The organism is Pseudonocardia sp. CA-107938 (genome assembly GCF_050936315.1).
Taxonomy (GTDB): Bacteria; Actinomycetota; Actinomycetes; order Mycobacteriales; family Pseudonocardiaceae; genus Pseudonocardia.
The window spans coordinates 6,204,002-6,223,542 of record NZ_JBNJNA010000001.1 but is presented as its reverse complement, the minus strand read 5'-3'; the positions used below and the strand labels follow the sequence as shown (position 1 = coordinate 6,223,542).

20 protein-coding genes are annotated in these 19,541 nt (G+C 73.2%); 5 read left to right on the top strand and 15 right to left on the bottom strand.

What is annotated here, in order from left to right:
• The first annotated feature begins 85 nt into the window (after nt 1-85).
• Nucleotides 86-706 carry a TetR/AcrR family transcriptional regulator gene (locus ACQEVB_RS30805; RefSeq protein ID WP_432978926.1) on the top strand — a complete coding sequence of 207 codons (621 nt, stop codon included), beginning with the start codon at nt 86-88 and terminating at the stop codon, nt 704-706.
• Between the two features lie 49 nt (nt 707-755).
• Here ACQEVB_RS30805 and ACQEVB_RS30800 read toward each other — a convergent pair whose 3' ends face one another.
• The 7 genes from ACQEVB_RS30800 to ACQEVB_RS30770 form a co-directional block, all read right to left on the bottom strand.
• Nucleotides 756-1,076 carry a hypothetical protein gene (locus ACQEVB_RS30800; protein WP_432978923.1) on the bottom strand — a complete coding sequence of 107 codons (321 nt, stop codon included), beginning with the start codon at nt 1,074-1,076 and terminating at the stop codon, nt 756-758.
• The gene (locus tag ACQEVB_RS30795) at nt 1,077-2,369 is read right to left on the bottom strand and encodes a SidA/IucD/PvdA family monooxygenase (protein ID WP_432978920.1); all 1,293 of its coding nucleotides are present in this window, start codon (nt 2,367-2,369) and stop codon (nt 1,077-1,079) included.
• Nucleotides 2,366-2,722, bottom strand: a complete 357-nt coding sequence (locus ACQEVB_RS30790) for a cupin domain-containing protein (RefSeq protein WP_432978917.1) — start codon at nt 2,720-2,722, stop codon at nt 2,366-2,368. Before ACQEVB_RS30790 ends, ACQEVB_RS30795 begins: the two co-directional genes overlap by 4 nt.
• Before the next feature lie 39 nt (nt 2,723-2,761).
• A complete protein-coding gene (locus ACQEVB_RS30785; RefSeq protein WP_432978914.1) occupies nt 2,762-4,093 on the bottom strand; it encodes a class I tRNA ligase family protein in 1,332 nt (443 codons plus the stop codon).
• Complete coding sequence (locus tag ACQEVB_RS30780) at nt 4,090-5,334, bottom strand: MFS transporter (RefSeq protein ID WP_432978911.1); 1,245 nt, start codon at nt 5,332-5,334, stop codon at nt 4,090-4,092. Before ACQEVB_RS30780 ends, ACQEVB_RS30785 begins: the two co-directional genes overlap by 4 nt.
• Complete coding sequence (locus tag ACQEVB_RS30775) at nt 5,331-6,593, bottom strand: ATP-grasp domain-containing protein (protein WP_432978908.1); 1,263 nt, start codon at nt 6,591-6,593, stop codon at nt 5,331-5,333. The genes ACQEVB_RS30780 and ACQEVB_RS30775 overlap by 4 nt, the downstream gene beginning before the upstream one ends.
• A gap of 309 nt (nt 6,594-6,902) precedes the next feature.
• Nucleotides 6,903-7,799, bottom strand: a complete 897-nt coding sequence (locus ACQEVB_RS30770) for a DMT family transporter (protein WP_432978905.1) — start codon at nt 7,797-7,799, stop codon at nt 6,903-6,905.
• 75 nt (nt 7,800-7,874) lie between these two features.
• On the opposite strand from ACQEVB_RS30770, the gene ACQEVB_RS30765 reads away from it, so the two are divergent.
• Nucleotides 7,875-8,789, top strand: a complete 915-nt coding sequence (locus ACQEVB_RS30765; protein ID WP_432978902.1) for a LysR family transcriptional regulator — start codon at nt 7,875-7,877, stop codon at nt 8,787-8,789.
• Here ACQEVB_RS30765 and ACQEVB_RS30760 read toward each other — a convergent pair.
• Nucleotides 8,773-9,450 (bottom strand): SDR family oxidoreductase, encoded by a 678-nt coding sequence (locus ACQEVB_RS30760; protein ID WP_432978899.1) that lies wholly within the window; start codon nt 9,448-9,450, stop codon nt 8,773-8,775. The two genes, ACQEVB_RS30765 and ACQEVB_RS30760, sit on opposite strands and share 17 nt — an antisense overlap.
• Nucleotides 9,451-9,504: 54 nt before the next feature.
• On the opposite strand from ACQEVB_RS30760, the gene ACQEVB_RS30755 reads away from it, so the two are divergent.
• The gene (locus ACQEVB_RS30755) at nt 9,505-11,376 is read left to right on the top strand and encodes a primary-amine oxidase (protein WP_432978896.1); all 1,872 of its coding nucleotides are present in this window, start codon (nt 9,505-9,507) and stop codon (nt 11,374-11,376) included.
• Between the two features lie 9 nt (nt 11,377-11,385).
• The gene (locus tag ACQEVB_RS30750) at nt 11,386-11,829 is read left to right on the top strand and encodes a VOC family protein (protein ID WP_432978893.1); all 444 of its coding nucleotides are present in this window, start codon (nt 11,386-11,388) and stop codon (nt 11,827-11,829) included.
• Here the strand turns inward: ACQEVB_RS30750 and ACQEVB_RS30745 are convergent.
• From ACQEVB_RS30745 to ACQEVB_RS30735, 3 genes are read right to left on the bottom strand one after another with little or no spacing between them, the layout of a single operon-like run.
• Nucleotides 11,813-12,871 (bottom strand): Gfo/Idh/MocA family protein, encoded by a 1,059-nt coding sequence (locus tag ACQEVB_RS30745; protein WP_432978890.1) that lies wholly within the window; start codon nt 12,869-12,871, stop codon nt 11,813-11,815. The two genes, ACQEVB_RS30750 and ACQEVB_RS30745, sit on opposite strands and share 17 nt — an antisense overlap.
• Nucleotides 12,868-13,749 carry an amidohydrolase family protein gene (locus ACQEVB_RS30740; RefSeq protein ID WP_432978887.1) on the bottom strand — a complete coding sequence of 294 codons (882 nt, stop codon included), beginning with the start codon at nt 13,747-13,749 and terminating at the stop codon, nt 12,868-12,870. Before ACQEVB_RS30740 ends, ACQEVB_RS30745 begins: the two co-directional genes overlap by 4 nt.
• Nucleotide 13,750: 1 nt before the next feature.
• The gene (locus ACQEVB_RS30735) at nt 13,751-14,542 is read right to left on the bottom strand and encodes an SDR family NAD(P)-dependent oxidoreductase (RefSeq protein ID WP_432978884.1); all 792 of its coding nucleotides are present in this window, start codon (nt 14,540-14,542) and stop codon (nt 13,751-13,753) included.
• 74 nt (nt 14,543-14,616) lie between these two features.
• Between ACQEVB_RS30735 and ACQEVB_RS30730 the strand changes: the two genes are divergently transcribed.
• Nucleotides 14,617-15,300, top strand: coding sequence for a GntR family transcriptional regulator (locus tag ACQEVB_RS30730; protein ID WP_432978881.1), 684 nt, complete (start codon nt 14,617-14,619; stop codon nt 15,298-15,300).
• A 74-nt stretch (nt 15,301-15,374) separates the two neighbouring features.
• On the opposite strand, the gene ACQEVB_RS30725 is transcribed toward ACQEVB_RS30730, so the two are convergent.
• The 4 genes from ACQEVB_RS30725 to ACQEVB_RS30710 are packed head-to-tail and all read right to left on the bottom strand — an operon-like array spanning nt 15,375 to nt 19,540.
• Nucleotides 15,375-16,544, bottom strand: a complete 1,170-nt coding sequence (locus tag ACQEVB_RS30725) for an ABC transporter ATP-binding protein (RefSeq protein WP_432978878.1) — start codon at nt 16,542-16,544, stop codon at nt 15,375-15,377.
• Between the two features lie 13 nt (nt 16,545-16,557).
• A complete protein-coding gene (locus ACQEVB_RS30720; RefSeq protein WP_432978875.1) occupies nt 16,558-17,391 on the bottom strand; it encodes a carbohydrate ABC transporter permease in 834 nt (277 codons plus the stop codon).
• Nucleotides 17,388-18,296 (bottom strand): carbohydrate ABC transporter permease, encoded by a 909-nt coding sequence (locus ACQEVB_RS30715; RefSeq protein WP_432978873.1) that lies wholly within the window; start codon nt 18,294-18,296, stop codon nt 17,388-17,390. The genes ACQEVB_RS30720 and ACQEVB_RS30715 overlap by 4 nt, the downstream gene beginning before the upstream one ends.
• Nucleotides 18,272-19,540, bottom strand: a complete 1,269-nt coding sequence (locus ACQEVB_RS30710; protein WP_432978870.1) for an ABC transporter substrate-binding protein — start codon at nt 19,538-19,540, stop codon at nt 18,272-18,274. The genes ACQEVB_RS30715 and ACQEVB_RS30710 overlap by 25 nt, the downstream gene beginning before the upstream one ends.
• Between the last annotated feature and the right edge of the window lies 1 nt (nt 19,541).

Sequence of the window (19,541 nt, the reverse complement as noted above, 5' to 3'; positions counted from 1 at the left end):
TCCGCTCCTCTCGCTGCGTGGTACCGACTGGTACCAGGACTCGGAACGGTATGGTACCGTCGGGTACCACGTCAAGGGGGTAGGGATGCCAGCGACATCGGGTCGACGCGCGGAGACCGCGGACGACACGTCGGTCCGCCAACGCGTCCTCAACGCCGCCTTCGCCGCGTTCACGGAAGCGGGCTACGCCGAGACCAGCACGCTCGAGATCGCCAGCCGCGCGCGCGTCTCCAAGCGCGAGCTCTACGCGGTGGGCAACAAGCAGGAGCTGCTCGTCGCCTGCATCAGCGAGCGCGCCAAGCGCCTGCAGGTGCCCACCGACCTGCCCGAGGTGCACGACCGCGCGGAGCTGGAGCACGCGCTCGTCGCCCTCGGGACCCGGCTGCTGAGCGAGACCACGAACCCCACGGTCATCGCGGTCTTCCGGCTGGCCGTCGCGGAGGCGGTCCGCGCCCCGGAGGTCGCCCGCGTGCTGGACTCCTCCGGGCGGCAGGTCAGCCGCGCGGCACTGGCGCAGGTGATGGCGACGGCGCGAGCGCGCGGCCTGCTCGCGGACGATTCCGCGGACCTCGTCGACCAGTTCGCGGACCTGCTGTGGGGCGACCTCATGATCACGCTCTTGCTCGGCATCGCCGAGACGCCGAGCCCCGGGGACATCGACCGGCGGGCGCGCAGGGCGGCGACCGCGTTCCTGCGGCTCCACTAGCTCGACCCACCGCTCACGCACATCACGATGTGCGCGAGCGGCAGCTCGCTCACTCCGAGTCGATGTAGGAGACCCCCGAGCTCCCGTCGCTGCGACGCCAGTGCTCGGCCAGGCGGACGCGGCCGTCCGGCAGCAGCGTCGGGCGGCTGACCACCCGCCCGCTCACCACCTCGCCGTCGTCCATCACCTGCGAGTAGCCGGCGTCGATGGTGCCGTCCGCCGCGACCGTCCCGACGAGGCGGCCCAGCCGCACGGGCGGCCCGGCGATCTCCGCCCAGACCAGATCGCCGACCTGGTGGTACGTGCCCGTGAAGACGTCGTCACCCGCGCCGGAGCCCGCGGGGTGGAACAGCAGCCCGTCGTAGTCCACTCATCCCCACCTGACGGGGGAGAGGTCGTCGGAGACCGTGTAGACCTCGCGGCCGAGCATCGAGTTGAGCACGGTGGCCGCACGCACCGGCAGCAGCGTCAGGTTGTTGTCGGTGATGCCGTTGACGTACATGCTGCGGTTCAGCGCGTAGATGCCGTTCTCGGCCATGCCCTTCCAGGTGACCGCGTAGTCGTCGCCGACCAGCACCTCGCCGTCGGTGTCGACGTCGATCTGCGCGACCAGTTCGGGGGCCAGCGGCACCGGCGTGTTGACGCGGCCGATCGCCACGACCGCGTAGCCCACCCGGTGCTGCTCGCGCTTCTCCGCGCTGACGACGTCGAGCGCCACCTCCCCGTCGACGAGGGCGCCGCCGCTGACCTCACGACCGGGCAGCAGCGTCACCGGGAACTCGCCCGTGACGAGCATCCGGTCGTAGTTGGCCTGGTACAGCGTGCGCATCGCGCCCGGCGTCAGCGCGATGCCGGTGTGCTGCATCTCCTCGACGAGCCGCCGCCGCGTCGGGCGCGACAGCCCCTGCAGGAACTGCACGTGCGAGGGCCGGTACACGTCGTTGGCGATGGGGGAGTCGTCGATCGTGTGGAACCAGGTCGACCGGTCGTACCAGCGGATGTCGGTGAAGCCCTCGTCGAGCAGGCGCAGGACGCACTCGCACCCGGTCTGCCCGCCACCGATCACGGCCACGGGGACCGCCTTGTCGCCCTCCGTCATCTGGGGGAGGCGCCGGTGCAGGTCGTCGGCCACGAACGAGCGCTCGGCCGGCAGCGTGGCCAGGCCGGGCAGGCGGGCGGGCTGGGTGCCCACGCCGACGACGAGGTGCCGCGCCGTGGCCACCGGCTTCTCGTCGCAGTGGACGACGAACCGACCCGCCTCGAACGTGACGACATCGACCTCGTGCCCGTAGTGGACGTCGTCCATGTGGTCGGCGGCCCACGCCAGGTACCGCATGTACTCGCGCCGCGGGATGACGTCGAACTGGGCGTTGATCAGCGAGAACAGTCGGCCGTTGCGGACCAGGTAGTTGAGGAAGCTGAGCTCGTGGGTCGGGTCGACGACCGACACCAGGTCCTTCATCCACGAGGTCTGCATCCGCACCCCGGAGTGCAGCAGCCCCTCGTGCCACCCTGCCGCCGGCTGCCGGTCGAACAGCGCGATCGACTCGCTGGTCCCGGACCGGAACAGGGCAGCCAGGCTGAGGTTCGCCGGCCCCGCGCCGATGCCGGCTGCGAAGTAGTGCGGCAGGCCGTCGAGGTGGGGGGCGGGTGATCCGGTCATGATGCGGCCTCTCGTCGAGCGGGACGGGTGGGGTCCCAGTACGCGCTGAAGATCACCAGCGGCACGTCAGAACGGTTGTGGACGATGTGGGGCTCGTCGCCGTCGAGGAGGAACGCGTCGCCCTGCTCGACATCGGTGACGGTCCCGCCGACCTCGACGCTGGCCCGGCCGGACAGCACGATCGAGAGCTCGGCCTCAACGTGCACGTCCCGGGGAGACGTGGTCTGCGGCGCGACCGTGTACCACATCGCGCCGAACGGCAGGGCGTCGTCGAGCCCGAACTGCTCCCAGCGGACGAACTCCATGTTCTCCTTCGGGATCGACGCGGAACGGGCGCGGTCGAGGACACGCATCGGCTGCTCCAGGGGTGTGCGAAGACGGTGCAGGGGGACTCAGGCGCCGGTCAGGGCGGCGAGCGAGCCGGCCACCAGCGCGGGATCGACCTGGTGCGCGTCGAGCACGCAGCGCACCGCGACGGCCGGGTCGAACGACTCCAGCCGCAGTGCCTGCGCGGCGCGGTCGGCGTCCTTCTCGGCCAGCACGCGCGGCGCGTCGCTCCCGGGGCCGTTCATGACAGCGGTCCAGCGCTGCTTGAACGCCTCGTAGCCGGCGCGGGTGAAGTCGGTCGACGACCGGTCCGGCCGCTCCCAGGACAGGTAGGCCCGCACGACGGCCGGGTCCTCGGCGGCGAGGAACTCGTGGGCCCAGATCGCGTGGTCGCGGCTCGTGGAGAACTTGAGCCCGTCCAGCCGGTAGAACTCGTTGACCACCACACCGCGCAGCAGCCCCGGGTCCAACCCGGCCGCGGTCATGACCGCCGGGTTGAGCACCGTGTAGTAGAAGGCGTTGTCGATGCCGAAGAAGTTCCACATGCCGGCCACGCCCGACCACCCGGCGGCGCACGCGGCCAGGTCGGTCGGATCGGTGCCGGTCAGGTGCCGGGCGATGCCGTAGACGTAGCCGAACGCCATCTCGGCCCACACGTCCACGCGCAGATCGCCCCAGCGGATGCCCCAGTCGGTCTCGTACGCGAGCGGCACGGCGGGCAGGCCGTGGTCGAGGTAGCCCGCCAGCAGGGTGCGCACCCGGCTCGGCACCTGCGCCCTCGCCCAGACCTGCGTCAGCTCGGCGCGCCACCGCTCCAGGTGCAGCACCGGGATCCGCTGCTGCGCCGGCGTCGGGTCCGCCTGGCAGCAAGTGGAGCGCGCGTCGATCAGCGTCGCGGCGGTGACGAAGCTGCCGCACCCCTCGCACGTGCCGCCGCTCGCGCCCTCGCCGCAGCTCGGGCAGCGGCCCGCGACGCGCACGTGGTGCAGTGTCCGCCCGCATCCCGCGCAGCGCATCACCGTCGTGTCCTCGACGGTGGCGGCACCGCGCTCGAGCAGGCCGTCCAGCACGCGCACGACGCCCTGCCGGTAGGCGGTGTCGGTGTCGGGCTCGAAGAACACGTCGTGGTCGATCCGGGCGACGGCCATCGCGTCCCGGACCAGGGACCCGTACTTGTCCAGGGCCACCTCGGGGCTGGTGCCGTCCGACTCGGCCCTGGCCAGCACGTAGTTCTGGTGCGGGTCCAGCCCACACACGGAGACCACCGCGCGACCCTCGGCCCGGGCCGCCCGCACCGCGATGTCGGCGGCGATGTACGGCCCGGACAGGTGGCCGACGTGCAGCGGCCCGTTCGGGGTGGGCGGAGTGGACAGCACCAGGGTGACCGGATCTCTCACTGTGTCGCCTTCCTCGCCTCGACGGTCTCGACGCGTTGCTCGGGCGCTTGCTCCATCCCGAGGTAGGCCAGCCCGGCCGACAGCACGCCGAGCAGGCCGGACAGGAACCAGATGCCGGAGCCCAGCAGCTGGTAGATCGGCGCCGCGACGACCGGACCCACCGCCTGGCCCAGCCCGAACATGCCGAAGAACGCGCCCAGGTAGCGGCCCTTCAGACCGGCCGGGGCGACCTTGCCGGGGTAGGCGAAGATCGCCGGCCCGCCGATGATCTGCCCGACCGTGGAGATGGCGGTGCCGACGAAGAACAGCGCGAACGCCGGCACCGGCAGGCCGTAGCAGGCCAGCCCGACGCCCAGCAGCACCAGGCCCGTCGCAGCAGCGACGCGGGAGGGCCAGCGCTGGGTGAACCGGGTGACGACCAGCTCGCAGCAGATGATCACGGCCGCCCCGAAGGCGAGCACGGTGCCGTAGTCGTGGTCGGCGAAGCCCCGGTCCGTCATGGTCAGCGGCAGCACCGTGAAGATCTGGATGTAGACCACCGCGTTGCCGAGCACGGCCACGAGGAACGCGACGTAGCGCGGGTCGGCCAGCACGTCCCAGTACCGCCCGCGGTCGGCCGCCTGCCCCTTCCCGGCGCCCGGCGTGGTGCGCGGCAGGAAGAACGCGGCGATGAGCACGTAGAGCGCCGCGGAGATGCCGTCCAGCCAGAACAGCAGGTCCCACCGGTCGTGGGTGATCAGGACGCCGGCCAGCAAGGGGCCTGCGGACGCGCCCAGGTTGATCGCGAGCCGGTTCAGCGCGAACGCCATGGTCTGGCGCGGGCCGGGGACCAGCTCGGCGAGGATCGCCGCCGCGGCCGGGCGGTACAGCTGCGCCATGGCGCCGGCCACCGCGACCACCGCGACGATCACCGCGTACTCCGACACCAGCGTCACCGTCACCGGCAGGATCGCCGACGCCGTCATCGACACCATGATCGTGCGGCGGGGCCCGAGCCGGTCGGACATGCTGCCGCCGAACACCAGCCCGACGACCGCGCCGGCCCCGTAGGCGCCCATCCCGAACAGGGCTTCGCTCTGCCCGAACCCGCGGTGCGCCAGGTACAGCACGAGGAAGGCCTGCACGAACGCGCCGAGCTGGTTGACGAACACGCCGACCAGCAACAGGCGGCCCGCGCTCGGCATCTCGCGCAGCGTGCGCAGCGCGCCGACCTGCTGGTCGGGATCAGCGGCAGTGCTCACGCCGGTACGACCACGACGGCGGCGCCCGCGGCGTCGAGGTCCCGGTGGCAGCCGCTCACGGTCTCGCCGGTGACGACGGCCTGCGCCAGGTAGCTCTCCCAGGCCGAGCCACGCGGGGGCAGCCGCACCGGCTCGCCCGGGGCGGTGAGCAGCTCGGCGCGCTCGACCGACGCCGGCAGGGCGGACCCGTCGAAGTACAGCTCGCCGACGACGAGGTCGTGCGGCGGGTAGAAGTAGCGGATGGCGGCGACCGGCGCGCCGTCGGTCCTGGACAGGTCGGGGACCTCGCCGCACGCGATGGTCGCCGCGGCCAGCTCCAGGTCGGCGCCACCGGTCAGCCGGCCCAGGTACGGGATGAGCCCGCCGGCGAGCCGCGCGTTGAGCTCGACGACGCGCGGGCCACGCGAGGTCAGCTTCAGCTCCAGGTGGGTGGCGCCGGTGTCGAACCCGACGGCCCGGTGCGCGCCGATCACCACCTCGCGGACCTCGGGATCGTTCAGGAGCGGGTCGCCCGCCGAGACGGTGTGGCCCATCTCCAGGAAGTTGGGCGGGTACCCGACCAGCTTGTGCGCGACGACCTGCGGCTCGATCCGCCCGTCGAAGCACGCGGAGTCGATGCTGATCTCCTCGCCGTCGAGGTACTCCTCGACGAGCACGCCGTCCTCGTGGTGCTCCAGCACCTCGGGCAGCGTCTTCTCGCCGGCGGCGGCGTAGGCGGCGGCGACGTCGGAGTCCGAGTCGGCCCGGGTGACCCCGAAGCTGGCGGCGAGGTTGCGCGGCTTGAGCACCACCGGGTAGCCGATCTTCTGCGCGGCGGCCAGCGCCTCGTCCAGGGAGCGCACCGCCAGCGACTGCGCCTGCGGCACGCCGGCGGCGTCGAGCGCCGTGCGGGTCAGGTGCTTGTCGCGGCAGCGCAGCACCGCGTCGGGGTCTGGGGCGGGCAGGCCGAGCGTCGTGGCCAGCTTCGCGGCGGCCACCACCCGCGCCTCGTCGTAGCAGACGATGCCGCGCACGCGGACGTGCTCGGGCAGCGCGCGCACCGCGGCCCGCATGGCATCGGCGTCCAGGGTGTCGACGCTGGTGTGCCCGACCACGTAGGGCAGCTCCCAACTGGGCTCCTGCGCACGGCCGGGGCCGCCGACGAACAGCCAGATCGGGTAGTGCGCCGAGACCGTCTCGAAGAAGGTGCGCCGGTGGGCGGCGCCCAGGCTCGAGACGACGATCAGGTGACCGTCGTCCGACGGCGTCGGCACGGACATACGACTCCTTCGAGCTCAGGGCTCGCGGTCGCCCGTCGCTGCCCAGGAATGTGTTCGTGCCGGCGCGCCGAATCCCCCCGGGGACACGCACGATCGTCGGGCGCGCTCGGCTGTTCACTCACCCGGCTGTTGTCGAGGCACGCCCAGGGCACGTGCGGCGACACTAATGGGTGACTCTCGCGCTTCTGCAAACAATTCGACGATCCTCGTGATATCGGTGCAGCCATTCCGACGAGGCGCCGTTTCGCTTGTTTCTGCAATGAACGGCTCGGGTCCTTTTTGCGTGAAATGCGAAGAAGTCGGCGCCCGTCACCGGGGCTGTGCGCGGCTGAGCCACGCCCCGGCCAGGATCACGGCGGCGCCGAGGAGCTGGTGGAGGTGCAGCTGCTCGCCGAGCACGACGATCCCGGCGGCCACGGCGACCACCGGGATCACGTAGGTGACGGTCGCGGCGACGGTCACGCCGACGTCGCGGATGATCCGGTACTGCAGCACGTACGCGAACCCGGTGCCGAGCGCGCCGAGCGCGACCAGCGCGCCGAGCGCAGCCCACGGGTACGTCGTGGGCGGCGAGGTGACCGCGAGCGTCACGACCGCCAGCTGCGCGGTGGAGGCGAGCAGCTGGCCTGCGGAGAGCGCGACGCCGGAGTACGCCGTGCCCGTGACGTAGCGGCGCAGGTGGATCCAGCCGAGGGCGTAGCAGAGCGCTGCGCCGAGGACCAGCGCGACGCCGGTCGCATCGCCCGTCACGACCCCGCCGGCGACGTCGAGCACGAGGAGCACGCCGCCGAAGCCGACGACGAGCCCGGCCACGCGCCGCAGGTCCGGCCGCTCCTCACGCAGCGCGACGAGCGTCAGCAGGGCCGTGAAGAGCGGCGTGGCGGCGTTGCAGATCCCGGCGAGGGAGGAGGAGATGCGCTGCTCGGCGTACCCGAAAAGGGTGAACGGCATGGTGTTGAGCAGCAGGGCGGCGATGCTCAGGTGCAGCCACACCCGGGGCTCGCGGGGCAGGGTGTCCCGGCGCGCCACCACGACGGCGAGCAGCACGACCGCGCCGGCGGCGACCCGGCCGAAGGAGATCTGCACCGGGGCGAACGCCTCCAGCGCCACCTTGATCAGGAGGAAGCTGGTGCCCCACACGGTCGCCAGTGCCAGCAGCCGGACCCACCACAGGCGGGTCGACGGAGTGATCTCGGTGCGGGTCATGCCGACCACTCTCGGGGCCGCAATGTATGAAGCACAATCACGAAGAACTGCGAGCGATCTCGTAGCATCTCTACGGTGTTGAACCTGGAACGGCTCCGCACCTTGCACGCCATCTCCACGTACGGCTCCGTCACCGCCGCGGCCGACGTGCTGCACCTCACGACGTCTGCCGTCTCGCAGCAGGTCGCGAAGCTGGAGCGCGAGGTCGGGCAGCCGCTGCTGGACCGGCGCGGCCGCGGCGTGGTGCTCACCGACTTCGCGCTGCGGATGGTGGACCACGCCGGCGAGATCCTCGCCGCCGTCGAACGGGCCGAGGCCGACCTGCAGGAACGCCGCGGATCGGTCGAGGGCAAGCTCACGGTGGCGGCGTTCGCGACGGCGGCGCGCGGGCTGCTGCCGGCCGCCTTCACCGCGCTGCGGGCCGAGCACCCGCGACTGCGGCTCGAACTGGTCGAGATGGAGCCGGACGAGTCGGTGCCGCTGGTCGTGCGCGGAGACCTGGACCTGGCGGTCGCGTTGGACTGGACGAACGCTCCGCTCGGTGTGCCGCGCGGGCTCGTGCCCACCCTGCTGCTGCACGATCCCGCCATGATCGCCGTGCCGGCGGGCCACCGGCTCGCCACCCGCGAGTACGTCGATGTGGCGACCGTGCGGGACGAGCCGTGGATCACCTGGCAGCGCGGCTCGATCTGCCGCGACTGGCTCGCGCACACCCTCCGCGCGCACGGCGGCGACCTCGTCGTCGCCCACACCGCGCGCGAGCACGAGACGCAGCTGGCGTTCGTCGCGGCCGGGCTCGGGGTGGCGATCATGCCGACGCTCGGGCTGGGCCCGTTGCCGGACGGGGTGCGGCTGCTGCCGCTGCGGCCCGCGTTCGGCCGGGACGTGCACGTGCTGACCAGGGAGAACACGCAGCGACGGCCCGCGATCCGGGCCACGGTGGCAGCACTGCGCGCGGCCGCCCGGGCCGTCGTCACCGCGGCCGGATGACGATCTCGGTCTGGTGGGCGTCGGGGCTCGCGCCGACGGCGGACGCGACGGCGGCCGCGATCGAGTCCGGTCGCAGGTACTCGGCGGGCCGGTAGGTGCCGCCCTCGGCGGCGACGATGGCCTGCTGCATCTCCGTGTCGGTGCGGCCCGGGAAGATCGACGTCACGCGCAGCCGGGGCTCCTCGGCGCGCAGCACGTCGGCGAACGCCCGTGCGCCGAACTTGCTGGCGGCGTAGGGACCCCAGCCTTCCCGGGCGCTGATGCCCTGACCGGAGTTGATCACGACGACGTGCCCGCCGGCTGCGCGCAGGGCCGGCAGCAGCGCGCGGGTCAGCGCGACCGGTGCGAGGAGGTTCAGCTCGAAGTTGCGGCGCCACGCCGCGGGGTCGGCGTCGGCCACCGTGCCGAGCTCGGCGACGCCGGCGGAGTGCACGAGCACGTCGAGGTGCTCGATGCGGGATGCCGCCGCGGTGACCGCCTCAAGATCGAGCAGGTCGAACGGCCACGAGACGGCGTCGGGGAGGGCATCGGCCACGGCGGCGAGCTGCCCGGCGTCGCGGCCGCCGAGTAGGAGAGAATGGGTGGGGGCGAGCGCGCGGGCGATGGCGGCGCCGATCCCGCGGGTGGCTCCGGTGACGAGGGCGAGTGGCCGAGGCGACATGCCATGACGCTATAGCATCTAGCGTGAATCGACGAGATGTCCTAGCGTCGGTCCATGGCTGTCGACGCGCCCCACCCCCTCGAACCCCTGGACGCCGCGGAGATCGCGCTGGCCAGGGACGTCCTGGCCGAGGCCGGCGTGCTGGACGCGCACACGGCCGTGAGCGGCCTGGCGCTGGCGGAGCCGGCCAAGTCCGCGGTGCTCGCGTGGCCAGGTGCGCCGGTCACGCGGCAGGCCGAGGCGCTGCTGGTCCGCCGGCCGGGCGGGCAGGCGGTCCGCGCGCTCGTCGACCTCGGGGAGAAGGCCGTGGTGCGCGTCGAGGACCTCGACGCGCAGCCCGCCTTCACCGGCGAGGAGCTGCTCGCCGCGGTCCGGCTCGTGCGGACGGACCCGCGGTGGGTGCAGGCGCTGGCCGACCGCGGCATCACCGACCCGCGCAGCGTGCAGGTCGACCCGTGGCCGACCGGCTCGCTCGTACCGGAGTCGGCGGCCGGCCGGCGGGTGGCGCGGTGCACGGGGTTCGTCCGGCGGCGCGGTGCCGTCAACTCGTGGGCGCGGCCGATCGCCGGCCTCATGGCGCTGGTCGACGTCGCGGCGGGGGAGGTGCTGGAGGTGGTCGACCGCGGCGCCCGGCCCGTCCCCGACGAGGACGGCGAGTTCGACCGGCCCCCGAGCGGCGAGTTCCGGCACGTCGCCCCGCTCTCGATCACCCAGCCGGACGGGCCCGGGTTCACCATCGACGGGCACCGCATCACGTGGCAGAACTGGGAGCTGCGGGTCTCGCTGAACGCGCTCGACGGGCTGACCCTGCACCAGGTCGGCTACCGCGACGGCGACGAGCTGCGGTCGGTGCTCTACCGGGCCTCGCTGGCGGAGATGGCGGTGCCCTACGGCGACCCGGACCCGCTGTTCGAGTGGCGCATGGCCCTCGACGGCGGCGAGTACGGCCTCGGCACGTGCGTCAACGCTCTGGAGCTGGGCTGCGACTGCGTCGGCGAGGTGCACTACCTCGACGCGGTCGGCGTGACCGCGGCCGGGGATCCGCTGCGCCGGCCCAACGCGATCTGCGTGCACGAGGAGGACCACGGGATCGGCTGGAAGCACACCGATCCCTTCACCGGGGTCGCGCAGGTGCGGCGCGCACGGCGGCTCGTGATCAGCTCGTTCTACACGGTCGGCAACTACGACTACGGCGCCTACTGGTACCTCCACCAGGACGGGTCGATCGCGCTGGAGATGAAGCTGACCGGCATCGTCCAGACGAAGGCGGGGGAGCCGGGCACGGCCGACCCGCACGCCGTCGAGGTGGCGCCGGGACTGTTCGCGCCGCACCACCAGCACCTGTTCTGCGTGCGGCTGGACATGGCCCTGGACGGGCAGCGCAACACCGTCCACGAGGTGGATGTGGTGCCGGTCGCGTCCGCGACGGGCCACGCGTTCGCGACCGTCACCACGCCGCTGGTGAGCGAGGCCGTGGCCGCCCGCGACGCCGACGCCGCCCGCGCCCGTTCCTGGCACGTGGTGAACGAGTCCCGGCGCAACCGCGTCGGCGCGCCCGTCGGCTACCGGCTGGTGCCGCACACGTCGGCGCCGCTGCTCGCGGCCCCCGGTTCCGCGATGGCCCGGCGCGCGGCGTTCGCCGCCCACCACCTGTGGGTCACCGAGTACCGCCCCGACGAGCTGCGCCCCGCCGGGACGCACCCCAACCTGAGCGCCGGCGACACCGGGATCGACACCTGGGCGCAGCGCGACGCCCCGCTCGTCGACGCCGACGTGGTGCTGTGGCACACCTTCGGCCCGACGCACGTCGCCCGCACCGAGGACTGGCCGGTGATGCCCGTCGCGCGGGCGGGCTTCATGATCGAGCCCGCCGGGTTCTTCGACCGCAACCCCGCGCTCGACGTCCCGCCCTCGCACCACTGCTGAGAGGACCCCATGTTCACCGGGATGCTGCACGTCGGCTTCACCGTCGCCGACCTGGACGCCGCCGTGGGCTTCTACGAGGAGCTGTTCGGCGCCCCGCCGCGGGTGCGCCGGATCTTCGACGCCCCGTACACCGGCGAGCAGGTCGGCTACCCGGGCGCCCGGCTCGACGTGGCGCACTTCGACGTGCCGGGCAGCCCGGCGTTCCTCGAGCTGATCCAGTACCTGGAGCCGGTCGGGGCGCCGGTCGACGTGGAGACCTGCAACCCCGGCACCGGGCACCTGTGCCTGGCCAGCGCCGACGTCGACGGCGCGTTCGCGCGGCTCGTCGAGCTGGGCGCCGTGCCGCGCAGCACGGCGCCCGTCGCGATCACGTCGGGCCCCAACGAGGGCCGCCGCGTGGCCTACTTCCGCGACCCGCAGGGCCTGACCATCGAGGTCATGGAAGCCCGCTGACCCGGACCGGCTTCCCTCCCTCAGCCGCCGAGTCGTACATCGCCCGCACCAGCTCCACCGAGCCGAGCCCGACGTCGGCGGGGGAGCCGTTGGCGGCCGTGCCCGCGACCAGCTCGACGAGGTTGCGGGCCGGCGACCGCACCGGGTCCCGCTCGGCGGCCGGCACCGGCGGCAGGTGCTCCACGGTGCCGCTGCGGTGCACCGACGCCGTGCCGTGGTTGATGTCGAGCTGGACGTGCCCGTCCCGGCCGAACAGGTCGAACCGCACCAGTTCGATCTCGCCGGGCGTCACCGAACCGGTGGTGCTCAGCGTGCCGACGGCGCCGCCGGCGAACCGGACGGCGACGGCGTCGGCGAGATCGACGGCCAGCTCGGCGTTGCTGGTGAACGCAGCCACCGACTCGATCCGCAGGCCCGTCAGCCACAGCAGCAGCGCCGCGGCGTGCGTGAGCTGGGTCTGGCCCTGCCCGCCGCCGGCGAGCTGCGGGTCGCTGTACGTGCTGGTCGACGGCGCGGAGACCGGGTAGCCGAAGAGGTCGCGGTAGGGCTCGGGGTTGCCCTTGTACAGCTCGCGGACGGTCGAGGCGTACAGCACCGACACGTGCTCGATCGGGCCGATGCCACCCGCCGTCACGAGCTCGCGCAGCTCCAGGACGTGCCGGTTGTACTGCCACGGGTAGCCGATCACCAGGTGCGCGCCGCGCTGCTCGGCGAGCGCGATCAGCTCCCGCCCGTGCGCGGGGTCGAGGACCATCGGCTTCTCCAGCAGCACCGCAACACCGCGGTCCAGCACCGCGCGGGCGACCGGATGGTGCAGGGCGTGCGGCACGGCGATGATCGCGGCATCGATCCCGGCGTCGAGCATCGCCTCGACGTCGGTGAACGTCGGCGGGTCGCCGAACGCTGTCGCCGCGGCGGCCAGCCGCTCCGGGTCGGGGTCCACCAGCGCGGCGATCTCGGCGTCCGGGTGCTCGGCGAGCGCCGGGAGGTGCGCGTAGGTGGACCACCAGCCGCACCCGACGACGGCGACGCGGACGGTCATGACACCTCCAGCCGGAAGATCCGCTGCGCCGTGCCCGCGAACAGCGCCCGCTGCTCGGCGTCGGTGAAGTCGGAGACGATCTCGGCGTACGCGTCGACGACGTCGCCGTACGAGCTGAAGAGCCGGTCGACCGGCCAGTTCGTGCCGAAGAAGCTGCGCTCGACCCCGAACGCGTCGACGCAGGCGAGCACCCATGGCCGGATCGAGTCGACGGTCCAGCGGTGGTCGGCCTGCCCCAGCCCGGAGATCTTGACGACGACGTTCGACGCGCCCGCGAGCAGCGCCATGCCTTCCCGCCAGCGCCGGAAGTAGGCGTCGTCGCGGGCCTTGGGGAAGCCGGCGTGGTCGATGCACAGCACGACGTCGGGGTGCCGGTCGGCGAGTGCGCGGGCCAGCGGGAACTCGTCGAGGTCCGGGTCGTCGCAGCACACCAGCCCGCGCCCGGCCAGCTGCGCGTAGCCGCGCTCCCAGCGCTCGTCGGAGAGGTAGCCGTCGTAGCGCAGGTCCCGCACGCCGCGCAGGTTCGCGAATGCGGCGTGCCGGTCGAGCTGCGCGGCGACGTCGTCGGCGGTGAGGTCGACGGCCGCGACGATGCCGTGCGGCGCGCCGAGCCGGTCGGCGAACGCCTGGAGCCAGCGCGTCTCCTCCACCGGGTCGACGGTCCCGAGCGCGGCCTGCACGTGCACCACGCCGACGACGTCGTGGAAGCGGGTCTCGGCGAGGAAGTCGTCGGCCCAGTACCGCTGCGCGCGGATCGCCCCGTCCGGCCCGACGACCGGGTCGACCGGCGCGTCCGGTTCCAGCCACGAGTAGCGCAGGTGCGGGTGCGCGAGGTCGTGGAAGTGCACGTGGGTGTCGACGAAGGGCAACCGGGCCACGTCAGCGCGCTCCGGGGACGGAGCCGAGGTGCGCGCCGCCGTCGACGTCGAGGGTGAGACCGGTGAGGAACCCGGCGTGCTCGGAGATCAGGAACAGCACGGCGTCGGTCACGTCGGTCTCGGTGGCGTTGCGCCCGAGCGGGTTCGTCCGGGCCGTGTCGGCCATGATCTCCTCCGCGGGCCGGCCGCGCGTGCCGACCTTCCATGCCAGCACCTCCTGGCCCATGCCGGTCGTCGGGCAGCCGACGGGCGCGACGCAGTTGGCGGTCACACCGTCGGCGGCCAGCTCGGCGGCCAGCGACTCGGTGAGCCCGACGAGCCCGAACTTGCTGGCGACGTACGCGGTCTGGAGGGCGAACCCGCGCCGGCTGCAGTCCGAGCCGATGGTGACGATGCGACCGCGCCCGCTGGCCCGCAATGCGGGAGCGGCGGCCTGCGCCGTGACGAACGCGCCGGTGAGGTTGATCCCCAGCACCCGGTCCCACTCCTGCGCGGCGATCTCCTCGATCGGCCCGATGTGGAACACGCCGGCCGACACGACGAGCGTGTCCAGCCCGCCGAACGCGGCGACGGCCTCGTCGACGGCGGCGCGCATCTGCGGCACCGAACGGACGTCGGCGCCGATCCCGACGGCCGACCCGCCGATCTCCTTCGCGGCGACGGCGACCCGCTCGGCGTCGACGTCGACGAGCGCGACGGCGGCGCCTTCGCCGGCCAGCCGGGCGGCGATGTCGCGTCCGAAGCCGGACGCGGCGCCGGTGACGAGCGCCTTCCGACCCTCTGCGATCCTCACGGCAAGTCCTCTCGGTCTATTACTGCTATAGTATCTAGTCACGTGGTGCGCAATCGGACGGGAATCGACGAACGATGAGCCTGGATCCCCTCCCCACCGACAAGAACATCGGTGACCTGGTCGCGGACCGCATCCGCGACGCGATCCACGACGGCCGGTACCCGCCGGGGATGCGGCTGGTGGAGCGGACGCTCGCCAGCGAGCTCGGCGTGAGCCACATCCCGATCCGCGAGGCGTTGGGCAGGCTGTCGGACGAGGGGCTCGTGCAGCGGTTGCCGCGGCGGGGTTCGCGGGTCGCGGTGCTCACGTCCAAGGAGCTGGAGGAGCTGTCCACGCTGCGCGTGCTGCTGGAGCAGTTCGTGGTCGTGCGCGTGCAGGAGCGGCTCGCGCCGGCGACGGTCGCGGAGCTGCGCCGCATGGTGGCCACGATGCGCAAGGCCGCGACCCGCGGCGACTACAAGCAGATGCTCGAGCTGGACCAGCGCTTCCACGAGCGGCTGTGGGCGCTGGCCGACCACGGGATGCTCAGCGAGCTCGTCACCCAGCTGCGGCGGCGCATCGGCTCGTTCCTGCACGCCGCCACGGCGGCCCTGAAGCCGGACGAGCTGGCCGAGCACGCCGCGTCCCACGACGTGCTGATCGACGCCATCGCCACCGGCGACGCCGAGATCGCCCGCGCCGAGATGGCCCGCCACATCCATATCGCGGCCGACCGCATCCACACGGCCCTGCGCGCGTCCGAGGAATCCGCCGACTGACCTCGCAGAGGTTGAGGTGTCCTCGCAGAGGTTCGACCTCCTGCGAGGACGGTCTTGCCTCTGCGAAGTGCGGGTCATGCCCATCGGTCCAGGCGCTCGCCGGTGTCCGGGTCGAACCAGTGCAGCTTCGTGATGCGCACCGACAGGTCCACCAGCTCGCCGTCGGCCGCCGCGAAGCCGGTCCCGACGCGGGCGCACAGCGTGCCGGCGCCCGGGCGCAGCTCCGCGTCGTCGGACGGGGCGTGCTCGGACCGCGTCAGGCGCTCGACGGCGGCAACGTCGGCGGGCTCGGCGTCGAGCGCGACGTGCAGCAGCACGTCCGATCCGAGGTTCTGGCGGGCGAGGCAGCGCAGCTTGAGCTGCTCGTAGCCGGGTGCGCGCCGCGCGTCGGTGAGGTCCTCCGGCCGGATCCCGACGATCACGCGGCTGCCCGGCGGCAGCGGCGGGCGGACGGGCTCGGGGACGGGGAGGCGGGTGCCGCCCAGCACCAGGCACTGGCCGTCCCAGCAGGCGGCGGCCAGGTTCATCGGCGGCGAGCCGAGGAACGCCGCGACGAAGGCGTTGGCGGGCCGGTCGTAGAGCTGCTGCGGGCTGTCGACCTGCTGCAGCACCCCGCCGCGCAGGACGGCCGCGCGCTGGCCGAGCGTCATCGCCTCGACCTGGTCGTGGGTCACGTAGACGGTGGTGACGCCGAGCGAGCGGTGCAGCCGTTCCAGCTCGGCGCGCATCGACACCCGCAGCTTGGCGTCGAGGTTGGACAGCGGCTCGTCCATGAGGAACACCTGGGGGTTGCGCGCGATCGCCCGGCCCATCGCGACCCGCTGCAGCTGCCCGCCGGACAGCGTCGCCGGCCGGCGGTCCAGCAGCGCATCGAGGCCGAGCAGGCGGCCCACCTCCTCGACGCGGGCGCGCTCGGTCGCCCGGTCGGCGCCGCGCACCCGCAGGCCGTAGCCGATGTTGCGGCGCACGGTCATGTGCGGGTAGATCGCGTAGTTCTGGAACACCATCGCGACGTCGCGGTCGTGCGCCGGGACCGCCGTGACGTCGGCACCGCCGATCCGCACCGCGCCGGACGTCGGGCGCTCCAGCCCGGCGAGCATGCGCAGCACCGTCGACTTGCCGCACCCCGACGGCCCGACCAGCACGAAGAACTCGCCGTCGGCGATCCGCAGGTCGAGCCCGTCCAGCACGGGTGCGCCGGTGCCGTACTGCACCACGAGCCGGTCCAGCTCCACGGACGCCATAGGGGTTCCTTCCTCAGCCGTGCAGGGTGCTCACGAAGCCGGTCATGATCCGTCGCTGCAGGGCGAGGTAGACCAGGAGCACGGGGACGATCGCGATCAGGGCACCGGCGAAGATCAGCGGCCACTGCGCCGCGTACGGGCCGACGAACGTGTAGACGGCCACCGGCAACGTCTCGTACGGGGTGCCGCCGACCAGCACCAGGCCGAGGAAGAAGTCGTTCCACACGAACAGCCCGGTCAGCAGCGCCACCGTGCCGGTGACGGGCCGCACCAGCGGCAGCACGATGTCGACGAGCACCCGCCACGGCCGCGCGCCGTCCACGCTGGCCGCGTCCTCGTAGGCGGTGGGGAGGCCGCGGAAGAACCCGGTGTAGAGGAACACGGCGAGCGGCAGCAGGAACCCGACGTACACCACCACCAGCCCGATCCACGTGCCGACCAGCCCGACCTGCACCAGCAGCCCGTACAGGGTGATCAGCCCGAGCTGCACGGGCACGATCAGGCCGACGGCGAACGCGGCGAACACCGCGCCGGCCAGCCGCCCACCGCGCCGGGCCAGCGTGTAGCCCGCGGGCGCGGCGAGCACGATCAGCAGCACGACGACGGCGACCGTGGTGAGCGTGCTGTTGCGCAGCGCCTCCCCGAACGACACGGCTCCCCGTCCGGCCGACCGCCACGCGGCGACGACGTTGTCGGTCGTCGGCGCCGCGGTCGGCAGCCACCCCGAGCCCTTCGGGCCCGACGCCGGGCTGGCCGCGGTGACCAGCACGAACCAGAACGGCAGCAGCACGGGCACGGCGGCGAGCCACAACCAGACGTCGCGGAACCCGCGCCACCCGGCGGTCACCGCCGGCCCCGCAGCATCCGCAGCTGGACGAGCCCGACGCCCGCGACGAACACGACCATCACCAGTGCCACCGCGGCGCTGAACCCGTAGCGGCCGTTGCCGAACGCCTGCTTGTAGATGTAGCTGCCGAGCGTCTCCGTACCCCCGGCGGGGCCGCCGCCCGTCAGCGCCATCACCTGGTCGAACACGGTGAGGGCGGAGATCGTGGAGAGCGCGACGCCGATCGTGACGGCCGGGCGCAGCTGCGGCAGCGTGATGTCGCGGAACCGGCGCCACCGGCGGGCGCCGTCCACGGCCGCCGCCTCGGTGAGAGTGCGGTCCACGCCGGCGAGCCCGGCCAGGTAGATGAGCATGTGGTACCCGGCGAACTGCCACACCATCACGAGCCCGATCGCCGCCAGCGCGGTGCCGGGCCGGCCGAGCCACGGCTGCGCGAGCCCGTCGAGCCCGACAGCGCGCAGCGCCGAGTTCAGCGGCCCGGTGGCGTCGAGCACGAACTTCCAGATGTAGCCGACGACGAGCGGGCTGAGCACCGCAGGCAGGAAGAAGACGGCGCGCAGCGCGCCGCGGCCGGGCCCGTTGACGCCCAGCGCCAGCACGAGCCCCACGACGTTGACGGCGACGACGTAGCCGACGGCGAGCACGACGGTGTGCACGAGCACGTCGCGGCCCTGCGGGCTGCCGGCGAACTCGGCGACGTTGGCCGCGCCGACGAACTCCGGCGCGGTGAGGCCGTCCCACTCGGTGGCGGCGTACCCCGCGCCGACGAGCGAGGGGAGGAGCAGGACCGCCGCGCACCACGAGACCGCGGGCAGGACGAAGAGCCAGGGGGCGAGGCGCGCGGTGTGGGCCGGCGCGGCGATGGTCGCGACCATCCCGGCTACTTCGGCAGCTCCGACGTCCACGCGGCGTCCATCGCCGTGAGCACGTCGAGCGGTTGCTGCTGGCCGAGCAGGATGCCGGTGATGCCGGCCTTGAACCGCACCAGCACCTCGGGGTTGGGCCACTGGCCGTCCATGATCGGGGCGGTGCGCCCGGCCGCCACCAGCGGCGCCACGGCGGACGCGTAGCCGGGCACCCCGGGGTCGCCGGCCTGGGCGGGGATGGCGGGCACGCTGTCGTCGATCGCCGCGTACTTCGCCCGGTTGGCGGCGTAGAAGTCGAGGAACTCGCGGGCCAGCTGCGGGTTGCGGGCCCGCGCGGGCACGCCCAGCCCGCTGATCGGGCCGGTGTTGACCCGGGTCGAGTCCGCGGCGGCGCCGGGGAAGGGGAACATCGCGAACTTCGCGGCCGGGTCGCCGGCCTGGATCAGGGGCTGCACCAGCGTGGGTGCGACGGCCATCAGGGCGCTGCCCTGGCCGAGTGACTGGCTGGCCGCCTCCTGCGAGGTGCCGGCGGCGTCCGGGCTGAAGCAGCCGGCGCGGACCATCTCCTGCAGGTTCTGCAGGGCCCGCAGCCAGCCCGGGGAGCCGGCGAACGTGGCCTGGCCCGCCAGCCGCTTGGCGGCGAAGTCGGGTTCGTCGACGAACGCCGTCGACGCCGCCAGCGCGAAACCCAGGAACTGGGTCATGCCGGAGGCGTCGTCGGCGCCCATGGCGAACGCGACAGTGCCCGAACCGTGTACCTTCCGGCAGATCGCCAGCACGTCCGCGAACGTCGTCGGGACCGCGATGCCGCGCTCGGTGAACTTCGCAGGGTCGTAGAACGTGCCGATCACCGCCGAGTCGACGGGCAGGGCGTAGGTCTTGCCGTTCTTGTTCGTGTTCTCCGTGGCCGCGGGCGGGATCTGCGCCACCCACGGCGCGGCGGTGAGGTCGGAGAGCACCCCGCGGTCGGCCAGCGCGAGCGCGGTGCCCGCGTCGCCGTAGCCGGTGACCAGCCGCACCACGTCCGGCGGCTGCCCCGTGCTCAGCTGCAGCCGCAGGGACTGCTCGTACTGCGCGTACGCGGTGCGGTCGAGCTCCACGGTGACACCGGGGTGGGTGGCCCGGAACTCGGCCACGGCGGTGTCGATCGGGTCGGTGCCGGTGCCGGTGTCCCAGACCGCGACGCGGAGCACCGAGGCGTCGGCAGGGGCGGCACCGCCGCAGGCGGTGACGGTCAGGCAGGTGGCCAGCGCGAGACACGCGGACAACAGGGAACTGCGCATG

Bases quoted from the DNA above. Each gene is read 5' to 3' on its own strand.
- ACQEVB_RS30730 (WP_432978881.1), top strand. From the start codon at position 14,617: ATGAGCCTGGATCCCCTCCCCACCGACAAGAACATCGGTGACCTGGTC.
- ACQEVB_RS30760 (WP_432978899.1), bottom strand. From the start codon at position 9,450: ATGTCGCCTCGGCCACTCGCCCTCGTCACCGGAGCCACCCGCGGGATC.
- ACQEVB_RS30805 (WP_432978926.1), top strand. From the start codon at position 86: ATGCCAGCGACATCGGGTCGACGCGCGGAGACCGCGGACGACACGTCG.
- ACQEVB_RS30790 (WP_432978917.1), bottom strand. From the start codon at position 2,722: ATGCGTGTCCTCGACCGCGCCCGTTCCGCGTCGATCCCGAAGGAGAAC.
- ACQEVB_RS30755 (WP_432978896.1), top strand. From the start codon at position 9,505: ATGGCTGTCGACGCGCCCCACCCCCTCGAACCCCTGGACGCCGCGGAG.
- ACQEVB_RS30710 (WP_432978870.1), bottom strand. From the start codon at position 19,540: ATGCGCAGTTCCCTGTTGTCCGCGTGTCTCGCGCTGGCCACCTGCCTG.
- ACQEVB_RS30745 (WP_432978890.1), bottom strand. From the start codon at position 12,871: ATGACCGTCCGCGTCGCCGTCGTCGGGTGCGGCTGGTGGTCCACCTAC.
- ACQEVB_RS30750 (WP_432978893.1), top strand. From the start codon at position 11,386: ATGTTCACCGGGATGCTGCACGTCGGCTTCACCGTCGCCGACCTGGAC.
- ACQEVB_RS30725 (WP_432978878.1), bottom strand. From the start codon at position 16,544: ATGGCGTCCGTGGAGCTGGACCGGCTCGTGGTGCAGTACGGCACCGGC.
- ACQEVB_RS30775 (WP_432978908.1), bottom strand. From the start codon at position 6,593: ATGTCCGTGCCGACGCCGTCGGACGACGGTCACCTGATCGTCGTCTCG.
- ACQEVB_RS30770 (WP_432978905.1), bottom strand. From the start codon at position 7,799: ATGACCCGCACCGAGATCACTCCGTCGACCCGCCTGTGGTGGGTCCGG.
- ACQEVB_RS30795 (WP_432978920.1), bottom strand. From the start codon at position 2,369: ATGACCGGATCACCCGCCCCCCACCTCGACGGCCTGCCGCACTACTTC.